The 13413-nt window shown below is 64.0% G+C and carries 13 protein-coding genes; 5 read left to right on the top strand and 8 right to left on the bottom strand.

The genetic code is table 11. The features are described 5' to 3' along the window. Nucleotides 1-19 precede the first annotated feature (19 nt). Complete coding sequence (locus LB557_RS19690) at nucleotides 20-1258, bottom strand: ABC transporter substrate-binding protein (protein ID WP_140787861.1); 1239 nt, start codon at nucleotides 1256-1258, stop codon at nucleotides 20-22. 50 nt (nucleotides 1259-1308) lie between these two features. Here LB557_RS19690 and LB557_RS19685 point away from each other — a divergent pair, with 50 nt between their 5' ends. Both LB557_RS19685 and LB557_RS19680 read left to right on the top strand, forming a co-directional pair. Further along, nucleotides 1309-1557, top strand: a complete 249-nt coding sequence (locus LB557_RS19685; RefSeq protein WP_140787855.1) for a hypothetical protein — start codon at nucleotides 1309-1311, stop codon at nucleotides 1555-1557. A gap of 102 nt (nucleotides 1558-1659) precedes the next feature. Next, nucleotides 1660-2709, top strand: coding sequence for a LacI family DNA-binding transcriptional regulator (locus tag LB557_RS19680; protein WP_224642506.1), 1050 nt, complete (start codon nucleotides 1660-1662; stop codon nucleotides 2707-2709). Here the strand turns inward: LB557_RS19680 and LB557_RS19675 are convergent. Continuing rightward, the gene (locus LB557_RS19675) at nucleotides 2691-3563 is read right to left on the bottom strand and encodes an NAD(P)H-dependent oxidoreductase (RefSeq protein WP_224642508.1); all 873 of its coding nucleotides are present in this window, start codon (nucleotides 3561-3563) and stop codon (nucleotides 2691-2693) included. The two genes, LB557_RS19680 and LB557_RS19675, sit on opposite strands and share 19 nt — an antisense overlap. A gap of 95 nt (nucleotides 3564-3658) precedes the next feature. On the opposite strand from LB557_RS19675, the gene LB557_RS19670 reads away from it, so the two are divergent. Further along, the gene (locus LB557_RS19670) at nucleotides 3659-4591 is read left to right on the top strand and encodes a LysR family transcriptional regulator (protein WP_015315672.1); all 933 of its coding nucleotides are present in this window, start codon (nucleotides 3659-3661) and stop codon (nucleotides 4589-4591) included. A 50-nt stretch (nucleotides 4592-4641) separates the two neighbouring features. On the opposite strand, the gene gndA is transcribed toward LB557_RS19670, so the two are convergent. The 6 genes from gndA to LB557_RS19640 all read right to left on the bottom strand — a co-directional run bounded on the left by gndA (nucleotide 4642) and on the right by LB557_RS19640 (nucleotide 10440). After that, nucleotides 4642-6066 (bottom strand): NADP-dependent phosphogluconate dehydrogenase, encoded by a 1425-nt coding sequence (gndA, locus tag LB557_RS19665; RefSeq protein WP_224642510.1) that lies wholly within the window; start codon nucleotides 6064-6066, stop codon nucleotides 4642-4644. 116 nt (nucleotides 6067-6182) lie between these two features. Further along, a complete protein-coding gene (locus tag LB557_RS19660; RefSeq protein ID WP_224642512.1) occupies nucleotides 6183-7817 on the bottom strand; it encodes a copper resistance CopC/CopD family protein in 1635 nt (544 codons plus the stop codon). 51 nt (nucleotides 7818-7868) lie between these two features. Then, entirely contained in the window at nucleotides 7869-8387 is a 519-nt protein-coding gene (locus LB557_RS19655) for a YcnI family protein (RefSeq protein WP_140661681.1), read from the bottom strand. A 38-nt stretch (nucleotides 8388-8425) separates the two neighbouring features. Then, nucleotides 8426-8968 (bottom strand): copper chaperone PCu(A)C, encoded by a 543-nt coding sequence (locus LB557_RS19650; RefSeq protein WP_140713174.1) that lies wholly within the window; start codon nucleotides 8966-8968, stop codon nucleotides 8426-8428. Nucleotides 8969-9062: 94 nt separating this feature from the next. Further along, nucleotides 9063-9419 (bottom strand): DUF2946 family protein, encoded by a 357-nt coding sequence (locus LB557_RS19645; protein WP_224642514.1) that lies wholly within the window; start codon nucleotides 9417-9419, stop codon nucleotides 9063-9065. A 118-nt stretch (nucleotides 9420-9537) separates the two neighbouring features. Next, the gene (locus tag LB557_RS19640) at nucleotides 9538-10440 is read right to left on the bottom strand and encodes a GntR family transcriptional regulator (protein WP_224642535.1); all 903 of its coding nucleotides are present in this window, start codon (nucleotides 10438-10440) and stop codon (nucleotides 9538-9540) included. A 206-nt stretch (nucleotides 10441-10646) separates the two neighbouring features. Here LB557_RS19640 and LB557_RS19635 point away from each other — a divergent pair, with 206 nt between their 5' ends. Continuing rightward, entirely contained in the window at nucleotides 10647-12152 is a 1506-nt protein-coding gene (locus tag LB557_RS19635; RefSeq protein WP_015315665.1) for a UxaA family hydrolase, read from the top strand. Between the two features lie 61 nt (nucleotides 12153-12213). Then, complete coding sequence (locus LB557_RS19630) at nucleotides 12214-13212, top strand: aldo/keto reductase (RefSeq protein WP_015315664.1); 999 nt, start codon at nucleotides 12214-12216, stop codon at nucleotides 13210-13212. The last annotated feature ends 201 nt before the right edge of the window (nucleotides 13213-13413 follow it).

The following is a 13413-nucleotide window of genomic DNA, read 5'->3' as shown; positions in this document are numbered from 1 at the left end:
GCGGGCGGCTCGTCGGTCGTCAATCAGCCGAAGCGATGATGTCGGCGAAGCGCTTCTGCGCCTCTTCGAGGCTCATGTCGGGCTTGGCGAAGAACTCCGAGAACAGGTCCTCCTTCTGCTTCTGGCTGTCCTGCGAGAGCAGCTGGTCCGTCCATGGGATGACCGCGCCCTTGGCCAGGATGGCGAGGCCTTTTTTCATGCAGTCATTGGCCGCGTTGAGGTCGACGTCGCCGCGCACCGGCAGCGAGCCCTTCTTGAGGTTGAAGGCGACCTGGGTCTTGGGATCGAGCAGCGTCTCGGCCAGCACCTCCTGCGCCTTGGCCTTGTCGGCGTCCTTGAGCAGCGGGAAATAGAAGGCGTCGCCGCCCGTTGCGATGACCTCGTTCAGGCCGAGGCCGGGAAGGCAGGTGTAGTCCTTGCCGGCGGTCTTGCCGGCGACCTGGAACTCGCCCTGCGCCCAGTCACCCATGATCTGGCCGCCGGCCTTGCCGGTGATGACCATGTTGGTGGCCTGGTTCCAGTCCTGCACATTCGTGTTCTTGGCCATCTTGCGTGCATCGTCGGCCGCCTTGAACACCTTGGCGACTTCGGGACCGGCTGCGAACTTGGCGTCCTTGTCCTTGTAGACCTTGAGGAAGGTGTCGGTTCCGCCGACCGCGGCAAGCAGCACGTCGAAGGCGCCCGATGCCTGCCAGGCCTGCCCACCGACCGCGAGCGGCACGATGCCTGCCTTCTCCAGCGCCGGAGCGGCGGCCACATACTCGTTCCAGTTCTTCGGCACCGGCACGCCGGCCTTCTCGAACGCCGCGTTCGACAGCCACAGCCACTGCCAGGAATGGATGTTGACCGGCACGCAATAGATCTTGCCGTCGATGGTGCAAGAATCGAGCAGGCTCTTGGGCCGTACCACTTCCGTCCACTTGCCCTTGGTGGCGACATCGGTGAGGTCGCGCATAAGGCCAGCCTGAACCAGCTCTTCCGCTTGCCTGCCATGATTGAACTGCGTGGCCCCCATCGGATCGCCGCCGGTGATGCGGCTGATCATGATCGGCCGCGCCGTGCCGCCGGATCCGGCGATGGCGCCGTCGACCCAGTGATTGCCGGTGGCGTCGAATGCCTTGGCGAGTTCGGCGACCGCCGCCGCCTCGCCGCCGGAGGTCCACCAATGGGTGACTTCCAGATCGGTCGCGGCCGCCGGCCCGGCAAAGTTGAAAGTAACCGTCGCGGCAAAGGCAGCGGTCAGGAATTTGTATCGCATTTCGGCTTCCTCCCAGAAATCTGAAACGTTACAGATTTTCGATACGGCAATTGAAGACCATACGCAACCCTTCCGGCAAGTGTCACTTTGACATTTTTCGAGCTGCGAACAAAATCATCTCGCTGCTGCGGCGTTGTGCGGCGCAATATGCAAAACTGCACCGCTCTCTAGGCAAAAGCAGCAAGAAACTTGCCAGGAGTACGCTTCCCTCTGAATCCCAACGTTTTTTCGGCCTGCGGTTTGACGGCGTCTTTTTGCGTCCGCCCGCGCCCGTTTACACCGATCGTGACAAGCTGTAACGTTTCAGTATACTACTTCCACTGTAGGTGACGCGCCATGGGGAGCGGCCGCAACATTGCCGGGCTGCCCGGCGGCTGCTATGCGCCTGATGGGCGGGACGGATGAACAGACAGCGCACGGCCAAGGGTGACGAGGCGACGGCACAGGAGCGGCCGACGCTGAGGACGCTTGCCTTCATGACCGGGCTCGGTGTCACCACCGTCTCGCGGGCCTTGAAGGACGCGCCCGAGATCGGCGCCGAGACTAGGCGCCGAGTCCAGCTCGTGGCCAAGCAGATCGGCTATCGGCCGAACCGCGCCGGCGTGCGCCTCAGGACCGGCAAGACCAATGTCATCAGCCTCGTGCTCAACACCGAGCACGAACTCATGAGCTTTGTTTCCGACATCATCTATGGCGTCACGGAAGTCATCGCCGACACGCCCTACCACCTGATCGTCACGCCCTATTCGCGCTCGCAGGATCCGCTGGATCCGGTGCGCTATCTCGTGGAGACCGGTTCCGCCGACGGCGTCATCATTTCACGCACGCAGCCGAACGATCCCCGGGCCCGCTACATGCTGGAGCGCGGCATTCCCTTCGCGACCCACGGCCGCACCGATATGGGGCTCGTGCATCCCTATCATGATTTCGACAATTACGCCTTCGCGGCCGAGGCGGTGCGCCATCTCGCCGGCCTGGGCCGCCGCCGGCTCGCTTTGGTGACGCCGCCGGTGGGTTTGAGCTACTACCGCCACACGGTCGACGGCTTTGCCGACGCTCTGAGCGAAGTCGGCGCCAGCGAGGTACCGTTCAACACCGTTTCGATCGACCACTCGATCGAACAGATCAGGAGGAGGACCGCGCAGCTGATGCGGCGCGACATCAGGCCGGACGGCATCGTCAGCAGCGCCGCCGCCGCGACCCTCGCCATCGTCGCCGGCATCGAGGACGCCGGCCTCAAGCTCGGCCGCGACGTAGACGTGGTGTCGAAGCAGTCGTCGGAACTGCTGCATCTGTTCAGGCATGAATTGCTGGTCGTCAACGAAGACTTCCGCCTGGCCGGGTCCGAACTCGCCCGCTCGGTGCTCGGCTGGATCGGCGGCGCCGCGCCCGGCTCGCTGCAGAGCCTGAGCGAACCGAAGGGCGTCGTGGCCTATCGGCGCTCTGACTGAGCGTCTGCCCGGATCTGATCGGGCAAGTCCACATGCATCCCGTCAAACCAGGAACCGTTCTGGTCGGTAGCCCCGCGGTTCACATGAAGTCCGAAGCCGGTTGCTCCCGGATCGGCTAGTTCGGCACGAAGCCGCATGCTCGGGATCAGATAATCGCCACCATTCTGCCGCCGATAGGGAATGGGCGCCGTGGTCGCCAGTGTCCGCATCCGTTCGCGCAGGCGTTCGGCGACAAGCTCGAAGCCCGCCGCATCGAGACGGTCCGCACTGTACATCACGAACGGCGGAAGCACGTCGTAGCCCGGATAATAGAGGATTCCGTGATTGATCGGGAACAGCAGGTCGTCGATCGGTCCGTTGACGCCGCGCGGGGAGTAATGATCCTCCCAGCCGCCGGCTGTCACAATCAGCATCGCTCGCTTGCCCGCGAGTGTGCCCTCGCCGTACCGGTCACCCCATCGCTTGTCGCTATGTTCGCCGACGCCGTAGGCGAAGCCGTAGGCGAAGACCCGATCGACCCAGCCTTTCAAAATCGCCGGCATGGTGAACCACCACAGCGGAAACTGCAGGATCAGCGCATCGGCCCAAAGCAGCTTCTCGATCTCGGTCTTGACGTCTGCGGTCAGAGCATTGGACTCGTATGCTTGTTTGGAGGCCCCCACCGGCACCAGCCGCGCGTCTGGCGAAAGCTCGGGGAAGTCAGCGCGGTCGACCTCCGATTTCCAACCGTCCGCATAGAGGTCGGACACCCGAACCTCGTGGCCTTGAGCTGTGAGTTCCTTGACGGCGACGTCACGCAGCGTGCCGTTGAGCGACCGTGGCTCGGGATGGGCAAAGACAAGTAGGACTTTCATGATTCGTCGATCCTCTGTTGGAAACATTGACCCTGAGATAGCCAACAGCCGCATCATCCGCTACATGTCGAGAATGCATAATATTCTGCCGATTAATGGATAAATCAGCTGTCACGCTCGAGCGCATGCGCACCTTTGTGCGCGTTGCTGAACGAGGCAGTCTGTCGGCGGTCGCGCGTGAACTCGGGATCGGCCAGTCGACAGTCACGCGCCATTTGAGGGAACTGGAGGAGGCCGTCGGCGTCGCCCTGCTCAGCAGGACCACCCGGCGTGTCACGATGACCGATGAGGGCAGCCGCTATTATGCAGACAGCGTGCAGATCCTGCGCCTTGTCGAACAGGCGGGCGACGAGGTTCGCGGCACGCGCGCGGCGCCCGCGGGCACGATCCGGCTCTCCTGCACCGCCGCCATTGGGGTGCTGCATGTCAGCCGGCTTATCTTCGCGTTTCAGGACCGCTATCGCGACATCGGCGTCGATCTCAGCCTCACCGACGAACGCATCGACCTCGTCATGGAAGGCGTCGACATCGCGCTTCGTCTCGGCCCGCTCACCGACAGTTCCATGAAATTGCGAGCGCTCGGCCAATCCCGGCGACTGCTCGTGGGGGCGCCCGACTATCTCGCTGAACGCGGCAGGCCTGAAGGTCCCGGGGACCTGGCCGATCACGAAGGTATCCGGATGTCAAACGTTGCCGGCAGCGACACCCTTGTGCTGCAAGGACCAGACGGCAACCGCCATACAGTGCCGTTTGCAGGGCGCCTCCGGGTCGACCACGGGCTTGCCGCACGCGAAGCCCTGCTCGCCGGGCGCGGCATTGCGCCCGCCCACCAATGGCTTGTCGGCGATCTCCTGGCGTCCGGCCGGCTTGAAGCGATTCTGCCGGACTATGCGCTGCCTTCGGTTCCGCTCAGCATGCTGATCGTCCCCGAACGGGCGGGCATCGCCCGGGTCCGGCTGCTGGTCGATTTTCTTGCCCAACAGGTCGGCGGCATCCCCGGGATCGAGAAGCCGCATGTGGAGCGATAAGTATTCCGGCACGGCAGCCAAGCTAAGCCGGATGTCTCCATGAGCGTGATCTAGCCAGCCGCGCCGCTGCCCCACGGTCCGTGGAACGCACCCTGCTCGCCGATGCGCTCGAAACCATGCGCCCCGAAGAAGTCGCGCTGCGCCTGGATCAGGTTCGAGGTGCCGCGGCCCTGGCGGTAGCTGTCGAAATAGGCAAGAGCCGAAGACAGTGCAGGCACCGGCGCGCCGGCTTCGGAAGCCCTCGCCACGACGCGCCGCAGCGACGGATGCGCCTCCTGCATCAGGCCGACGAAGGCAGGCGCCATCAGCAGGTTGGTCGAAGCGCCGCCACTGAAAGCCTCGGCCATCGTGTCGAGCATCTGCGAGCGGATGATGCAGCCGGCGCGCCAGATCTTGGCGATCGTCGGCATCGGCAGGTTCCAGTTGAACTCCTTCGAAGCGCCGCTCATCACCACGAAGCCCTGCGCGTAGGCGGCGATCTTGCCGGCGAACAGCGCCAGTTCGAGGTCTTTCAGCAGCGCGTCCTTGTCGCCGGAAATCCTGGTCACGCCGATATTGCCATAGGCCTTTTCCGCCGCCTGCCGCTCGTCCTTGATCGACGACAGCACGCGCGCCGCCACCGCCGCTTCGATCGCGGTTGCCGGAATGCCGAGCTGCTGCGCCTCGATGACGGACCATTTGCCGGTGCCCTTCTGGCCGGCGCGGTCGAGGATGATGTCGACCACCGGCTTGCCGGTCTTCGGATCGTCGGCGGCGAGCACCTTGGCGGTGATCTCGATCAGGTAGGAATTGAGCCGGCCCTTGTTCCAGTTGGAAAATACCGTGGCGATCTCCTTCGGCCCCATGCCCAGGCCGTCACGCAGGATGCCGTAGATTTCGGCGATCATCTGCATGTCGGCATATTCGATGCCGTTATGGATGGTCTTGACGAAATGCCCGGCGCCGTCGGTGCCGAGCCATGCGGCGCAAGGTTCCTCCTTGAACTTGGCGGAGATCGCGGTCAGCACCTTCTCGACGCGCTTCCAGGAGTCTTCCGTGCCGCCGACCATGATCGAGGGTCCGTGGCGCGCGCCCTCCTCACCGCCGGAGACACCCATGCCGATGAAGGTCAAACCCGAGCCAGAGAGCTCGGAGAAGCGCCGCATCGTATCGCGGAAATTGGCATTGCCGGCATCGATGACGATATCGTTGTCGGACAGCACGCCACGCAGCGCTTCGATCTGCTCGTCGACCGGCTTGCCGGCCAGCACCATGATGATGATCGGACGCGGCGGCCGGATCGCGGCGGCGAGTTCCTCCAGGCTGTAGCAGGGGACGACCATGTCCCTGAGCGCACCGGAATTCTCGACGAAAGCGTCGGTGCGTGCCCTTGTGCGGTTGAAGACGGCGATGCGGTGCCCGTGCTCGGCGATGTTCAGCGCCAGGTTGGAGCCCATAGTGCCAAGGCCGATCAGGCCGATTTCGGCTTTTTCCATCGTTTCTTCCCTGCTTTCGGATCTGGTGTTTTCGAGCTTGCGCTCATTGTTGCTTGAATGATTGACGGCCCTTCAGGCCCGCGTCAACCGCCTCGCCCGATTGTGTGGCTGGGGCGTTACGGTCTGATGTCGACCGGCGCCTCGATCTTCACCATCTCGAAGTCCGAGACCAGGATGTCTATGCGCACCATCCAGCGGCCGGGTACCGGGATGATGAGGTTGTCGACACGCCAGCTGCCGTCGCCGGGCCTGGTCGCCGCGCGCTTCAGCGGTTCGATGCCGGAATCGGGCTTCGACAGCACCAGCGTCACCTCCTTGGCGTCGAGCGGTCCGAAATCGCCGGTCATGATGATCATCGAGGCGACCACCGGCCCCGCATGGCCTGGCGTGATGCTGAGATCGGCCATCGCCTGCAGCGCATGGATGTGGACCGAAACCGGCTGCGCCGCCGCGATCGCCAGTGCTCGTGGCGGCGGCGTGAAGCGCCAGCCCGCGGCGACTCCGAAGATCGCCAGCACGATCAGCACTTCGACGCTGACCGAGCGGGTGAGCCTGCGTTGCACCTCGGTCGCTCCCGCCTCGGCCGAAGCGGTGAGCTTCCAGCGATTGACTGCGGCAAGGGTGAACAGGAAGACCAGCAGCACGAGCTTGACCAGCAGCAGCCGGCCATAGGCTGTGTCGAGCAGCGCCGAGGGTATCTGCACCTGGATCACGGCCAGCACGATGCCTGCCGCGGCAAGCAAGGCCACCACAGGCAGGATTGCCCATGAGAAGTGGTGCAGGAATTCGACGGCGCCCGCCGCTTGACGTTTCAGCGCGAGACCGAGCGGCACCAAAGCGCCCGCCCAGAAAGCGATGCCGACGCCATGCACGAAGACCAGCGGCCGTGTCAGCCATTGCGGTTCGGCGGCACTGGCATGGCCGCTGGCGGCGAGTGCGACGCCGACGCCAGCCAGTCCGGCAAGGGCAAGCGGCCTGGCGGCCGCGCGCGGTCCGGCCAGCGACAGCAGGCCAAGTCCCAAGGCGACCAGGGCGATCAGCACCGTCCAGCCGAAGCTGGTGCCGAGCCCGGTGCGCCAGATCACCGGCTGCGCCAGATGGGAGAGCGGCGCCCCCAGCGCATCGAGACCCTGAAAGCCCAGCGACAAGGGTGCCGCCACCAGCCCGCACAAGATCGCGGCCGTGACAAAGCGACGGCCGGCACGGCCATCCCCGGCCAGCCAGGCAAAGGCGAACGCGCCGCCAATGCCGAAGAAAAGGCCCATGTAGAGAAAAACATTGCCGATCCAGATCGCCGACCGCAGCGGCCAGTCAATCGCCTCGGAGACGGCCGGCGGCTCGCTTGGCGCGCCGACGGAAAACAGCAGCGAGCCGCCGACCGGATGGCCGTCGGCGGAAATGACACGCCAGCTCAGCACATGCGTGCCGGATTTGAGCGCCCGCGGATTGTCGATCTCGACCGTCTGGTCGCTGAGACGGAAGTCGGTCAGCGGAACCGGGGTGCCGTCGGGCATCACCAACGTCAGCACCAGCGGCGAGACCGGCTCGCTGAAGGTCAGCGAGAACCGCGCCGGGGCCTGCGCCAGCACCGCACCGTCGGCCGGATCGGTCTTGATCAGCGCCGCATGGGCAAGGGCCTGGCTTGTCGAGGCCATGACGATGAGCGCCATGGCCGCGGCGAGCAGCCCGCCGGCAATCCAGCCGACGAGCTTGCTGTTCGTATCGACCATCCAGGAAGGTATTGCGATCATGCCGTGCCATGGGATGCGGCGCTCCGACAGGCAGAGCGCCAGGGAGAAAAGCTATTTCTTCGGCGTGAGCTTGATGCCGGGCGCCGGGTTCTCCAGCGCGTCCTCATCCTGTCCGGCCGCCGGAATCTCGATCCAGCGGGCCGCGGCATCGCCGCATTCCTGCACCACCGGGAAGTACAGCTTCTGGCCGACGGGCAGGTCGGCCGTCAGCGTCGCGCGGAAGACGAACTCGTCGTAGAATTCATCCGGCAAATTGCCGCCGCTCCAGTCGATTTCCTTGACCCCATCGGCAACCGCCTGACCATAGAGCTGGTAGGATTTTTCATATTTGCCCTTCTTGGCCTGCAGCGTCCAGCCTGGCTTCGGCATCGGCTTCACCGCGATCACCCCTTCCGGGATCTGCACGCGCACGGCCGTCGTCGCCTTGCCGTCGCAGCCATGCGGCACGCGCAGCACAGCCTTGTAGGTCGAGCCGACTGCCGCCTCCTGGGTCTCCAGCGTGATGTGCGCGAAGGCGGCATTTGTCCCCAGCACGAGAAACGCTCCGGCCGCCAAAAGATATTTGTTCATGATGGTCCCTCTGATTTCAAAATTGGTGATCGGCGCGATCAATTGGCGTGGTCGTCCATGCCGCCCATTTCGCCCATCCCTTCGACGGCGAACTCGATATTGACCGTGCCGGCCTTCTCGAAGGTCAGCGTGGCGGCGAATTTTTCACCCTGCTTGGGTTGCCGCTTCAGGCCGATGAACATCAGGTGGTAGCCTCCCGGCGCCAGCGCCACCTTGCCGCCTGCCGGGACTTCCAGGCCACCATCCACCGGCCGCATGGTCATGACGCCGTCCTTGACGCCCATTTGATGCAGCTCGGCCTTTTCCGAGACGTCGGAGGAAATCGACAGCAGCCGGTCCGGTGTACTGCCCTTGTTGACGATGGTGAAATAGCCGCCGGCCACCTTGGCGCCGGCCGGCGTGGCGCGCGACCAGGGATGCTCGATTTCGAGATCGCCGACCTTGAACTCATGCGCCAGGACGGCCTGGGCGCCCAGGAAGACAAGCGCGAGGGCCAACGCGGCAATGCCGAGATCGGCTTTGAAGCGAGACAGGGTGCGGCCGAACACAGTGCCCGCCGATATACGGAAAGAATGGGACATGGTTGCTCCATGACGTGATGATCGCGCCGTCGCCGGTCGCGAATGCTTGATCTTGGATGAGTACGCTCGCGAAAGGTTCCGCAAGCAAGCAGGCTCAAGCCGCCAATGGCGGCGCGCGCGGGTTCGATGGGGAGCGTTCGCGGGCGAAGTCGAGGTGCGTGGTCGCCGGGAAGACGAAGGCGACGGTCTCGAAGGAAAGGGACGCAAGCGCAAGCCCGGCATCGGCCGGCGGCGCATAGGCCGGCGAAAACATGCTGCAGCCGAGTGTGCAGCAGGCCGGCGGATGGGACGGGTGCTGGTCGCCGCCGGGAAGCTGTGTGGCGCCATCGTGGGTACAGATGACGTTGCCGAAGGCATCGAGCTGCGCGGTATCAGGCCCGATGCTGAAGGCGAACGTACCAAGTGTCGACTGGAGCAACAGCAGACAGGCCGCGACAAGCGCGACCGGCATGCTCCAGCGTCTCTCCCGGCGGTTCACCATTTGCCTCTTCAAACGATCGATGACTATCCCTACCACGGCAGCCAGAGGTCGAAAATCGGCAATTCCATGCTGCGGCAACACGGCAGGATCAGTTCTTTTGGGATGGCCGGCTTTCCGGGATGGAGGTCAGCAATGTCTGGCGGGCCGACTTCAGGTGCTTGCGGCAGGCGGCATCGACCTTGCCGAGATCGCGCGACTTGAGCGCCTCGATATAGGCCAGATGCTCGCCGATCGCGACTTCGTTGCGCTCGCGTTCCTGTGCCTTGTTCCACTGGTAGTGGTAGTGGAAGATCATGGCGATGACGTCGTAGAAATCGACGATGAAGCGGTTGCGTGAGGCGCGATGAATGAGCCGGTGCAAGCGCTCGTCCAGCTCCGAGAACTCATTGAAACGCGTCGCGATCTCGCGTGCCAGAACGCGGTGTTCCCCTTCCAGCCGATCGAGATCGCTCCATACCGGACTGTCCTGCGGCAGCGCCGTGAAGGCGGCGGCCGAGCGCAATTCGAACATTTCGCGGATCTCGGTCAGTTCCAGCGCGAAGGCCCGCGTGAAGCCTTTCAGCACCCAATGGCTGTTGCGGCGTTTTTCGATCAGGCCGAAGCGGGAGAAGCGGATCAGGAACTCGCGTACGCTGGTGGTGCCGACGCCGATCTCGCGCGCCAGTTCGAGCTCGTTGATCTGCATGCCGGCCTCGGCGCCGCCGGCCAGCAGCCTGCGCATGAACGACCGTTCGATGATCTCGGCCAGCGTGTCGGTCTCTTCCTCGGGAAAGAAATCATCCACACGTGGGTCGCGCAGCACCGTCTTGGCGCGCTTGTTCCAGGCGATCAACCCGGTTTCTTCCATGCGCGCCAGGATGCTGCGCACGGTCGTGCGGCTGACTCCCAGCAAGGCGCCAAGTTCCGGTTCCGAGGGCAGGCTGCGCGTCTCATCGAGCAGCCTCAGACAACGGTTATAGGCGTCCTTGTAGACGTTGTTGCTCTTCGACATCCCCTGACCCGTTGCACGCCAGCGCTTGCGGCGGCCGGCTTGAAGCGCAATATGACGTTCCATCGTCTGCAGCGCCACCACTTACCCAGGGCGGAACCGCCGTGAAAAAACAATTGACGCAAAACTGTTTTTTCACGATAAAAGACATTAACTCTTAACAGGCGCGTGTCAATCCGCGCATCCCAGGATCACCCAGGAAACCGCCCGTGAACGTCTCGAATACCATTCTTCTGTCCCCCGCCGACAATGTCGCCGTTGCCAATGGGCGCATCGAGATCGGCACCGCGCTGCCGGGTGGCGCGCTCGCTGCCACCGTCATCGAGCCCGGCCACAAGGTGGCGATCAAGCCGATTGCCGCGGGTGAAGCCGTGGTCAAATACGCTCAGGCGATCGGTCGCGCCACGCAGGACATCGCGCCGGGCGAGCATGTCCATTCGCACAATCTGGTCTTCGAGGCCGGCCGCCTCCCCGTGGTGCCGCCAAGCGAGGCCGAGCATGCGACGGAAGCGGACCGCGCCCGGACATTCATGGGCTATCGCCGCGCCGACGGCCGCGCCGGCACGCGCAACTTCATCGGCATCATCGCCAGCGTCAATTGCTCGGCCACCGTCTGCCATTCGATCGCCGACACCGCCAACCGGACCCTTTTGCCGAAATATCCCGGGATCGATGGCTTCGTGCCCATCGTCCATGGCCAGGGTTGCGGTATGAGCGGCACCGGCGACGGCATGATGGTGCTGCACCGCACGCTTGCGGGCTATGCCCGCCACCCGAATTTCGGCGGCGTACTGATGGTCGGGCTCGGCTGCGAGGTCAACCAGCTCACGCTTTACGGCCAGAAGGGTGCCGCCGCCGGCAAGCGCCACTTCAACATCCAGGATGCCGGCGGGTCGCGCAAATCGGTCGAAAAGGCGATGGGCGTGCTGGCCGAGATCGCCGAGGAAGTCGGTCAGTTGAAGCGCGAGCCGATCCCCGTCAGCGAGATCGTCGTCGGCCTGCAATGCGGCGGCTCCGATGGCATGTCGGGTATCACGGCCAATCCGGCGCTGGGTGCGGCCGTCGACATCCTCGCTGGCGTCGGCGGCATCGGCATCCTCTCCGAAACGACGGAAATCTATGGCGCCGAGCACCTGCTCGCCTATCGCGCCGCAAGCCCCGAGGTCGCCAAGAAGCTCGATGGCTACGTGAAATGGTGGGAGGATCACGTCGCCAAGCATGGCGCCTCGATCGACAACAATCCGTCGCCTGGCAACAAGCGCGGCGGCCTAACCACCATCCTGGAAAAGTCGCTGGGCGCGGTCGCCAAGGGCGGCCAGACGCCGCTTAACGGCGTCTTCGGCTACGCCGAGAAGGTCACCGGCAATGGGCTGGTGTTCATGGACACGCCCGGCTACGACCCGGTCTCTGCCACCGGTCAGGTCGCGGGCGGCGCCAATGTCATCGTCTTCACCACCGGCCGCGGCTCCTGCTTCGGCTGCCGGCCGACTCCCTCGATCAAGGTCGCCACCAACTCGACCATGTATCACCAGATGGAAGAGGACATGGACGTCAATTGCGGCGTCATTGCCTCCGGCGAAAAGACCATCGCCGGCATGGGCCGGGAGATCTTCGAACTGATCGTCGAGACGGCTTCGGGCCGCAAGACCAAGAGCGAGGATTTTGGCTACGGGGACAACGAATTCGTGCCCTGGCATCTCGGCGCGACGCTCTGATTTCGATTGATGTCTGGTAGACTGCCCGGCCGGACAGGTGGCCGGGATAGGGAGGTTGCGCATGGAAAAACGCCGCATCGGCCAGACCGCGTTGGAGGTCACCGAAGTCAGTTTCGGCGGCGCCGCGATCGGCGGCCTCTACCGGGCGTGTTCGCGCGAAGCGGCAATGGAAACGCTGCAGGGTGCCTGGGAGGCGGGCCTGCGCTATTTCGACACCGCGCCCTTCTACGGTTTCGGCCTGTCGGAACGGCGCTTCGGCGATTTCCTGCGCTACAAGCCGCGTGATTCCTATGTGCTGTCGACTAAGGTCGGCCGCCTGCTTCACCCGGTGCCCGAAGATCAGGTGCCAGACCACTCCTATGTCGATCCGCTGCCCTTCGCGCTGGACTACGACTATTCCTATGACGGCATCATGCGCTCGGTCGAGTTCAGCTATGCGCGCCTTGGGCTAAACAGGATAGACATCCTGTTTGTCCACGATATCGGCGTTTACACGCACGGTGTCGAGAAAACCAAGTTGCACTTTCGCCAGTTGATGGACGGCGGCCTCAAGGCGCTCGAGGAGCTGAAGCGGGCCGGCACGATTTCCGCCTACGGGCTCGGCGTCAATGAAGTCCAGATCTGCCTCGACGTGATGCGCCGCGCGCCGCTCGACTGCATCCTGCTCGCCAGCCGCTATTCCTTGCTCGACCGCAGCGCGGAAGCCGAATTGCTGCCGCTGTGCCGGGCGCAACGGACCTCGCTTGTCATTGGCGGGGTTTTCAACTCAGGCATATTGGCGACCGGGCCGGTGCAAGGGGCGCATTTCGACTACCAGCCCGCCAGCCGCGATGTTCTCGACCGTGTCGACGCCATGGAGAAGATCGCCGCTGAAGGTGGCTACCCGCTGCCCGCCGCCGCGTTTCAGTTTCCTTTGCACGAACCCGCGGTCGCCACTGTGCTGACCGGTACCGCAAAATTGGCAAACCTGACGCGCAACCTCGAACTGCTCGATATCGACGTGCCGGAGACGGACTATGCCAGGTATCGTCCCTACACGGTGGTGCAGGAACTGCATTGAAGCGCATCGTCGCGATGTGCACGGGCGCGCGACCCGCCTTCGCGATGTCGCGATCCAAAGAAGAATGAACATTCCATATTGACTGAGCTATGGAATTAATATTCCATAGCTTTACAGAACGGAAACGGGAGCGCCTGACCGCGACAAGGGAGAAGCCGCCGCTAGGGGAGTCATTGTCTGGAAGAACTGGCTGAAACACCG

The organism is Mesorhizobium sp. BR115XR7A, assembly GCF_020165315.1.
GTDB classification, from domain to species: Bacteria; Pseudomonadota; Alphaproteobacteria; order Rhizobiales; family Rhizobiaceae; genus Mesorhizobium; species Mesorhizobium australicum.
Note: the sequence above shows the minus strand (reverse complement) of the source record. Positions and strands in the feature narration are given on the sequence as shown.

Coding starts and splice junctions, on each gene's coding strand:
- LB557_RS19640 (WP_224642535.1), bottom strand. CDS start 10,440: ATGTCGAAGAGCAACAACGTCTACAAGGACGCCTATAACCGTTGTCTG.
- LB557_RS19670 (WP_015315672.1), top strand. CDS start 3,659: ATGGATAAATCAGCTGTCACGCTCGAGCGCATGCGCACCTTTGTGCGC.
- LB557_RS19630 (WP_015315664.1), top strand. CDS start 12,214: ATGGAAAAACGCCGCATCGGCCAGACCGCGTTGGAGGTCACCGAAGTC.
- LB557_RS19655 (WP_140661681.1), bottom strand. CDS start 8,387: ATGAACAAATATCTTTTGGCGGCCGGAGCGTTTCTCGTGCTGGGGACA.
- LB557_RS19675 (WP_224642508.1), bottom strand. CDS start 3,563: ATGAAAGTCCTACTTGTCTTTGCCCATCCCGAGCCACGGTCGCTCAAC.
- LB557_RS19680 (WP_224642506.1), top strand. CDS start 1,660: ATGAACAGACAGCGCACGGCCAAGGGTGACGAGGCGACGGCACAGGAG.
- LB557_RS19645 (WP_224642514.1), bottom strand. CDS start 9,419: ATGCCGGTCGCGCTTGTCGCGGCCTGTCTGCTGTTGCTCCAGTCGACA.
- gndA (WP_224642510.1), bottom strand. CDS start 6,066: ATGGAAAAAGCCGAAATCGGCCTGATCGGCCTTGGCACTATGGGCTCC.
- LB557_RS19690 (WP_140787861.1), bottom strand. CDS start 1,258: ATGCGATACAAATTCCTGACCGCTGCCTTTGCCGCGACGGTTACTTTC.
- LB557_RS19660 (WP_224642512.1), bottom strand. CDS start 7,817: ATGATCGCAATACCTTCCTGGATGGTCGATACGAACAGCAAGCTCGTC.
- LB557_RS19650 (WP_140713174.1), bottom strand. CDS start 8,968: ATGTCCCATTCTTTCCGTATATCGGCGGGCACTGTGTTCGGCCGCACC.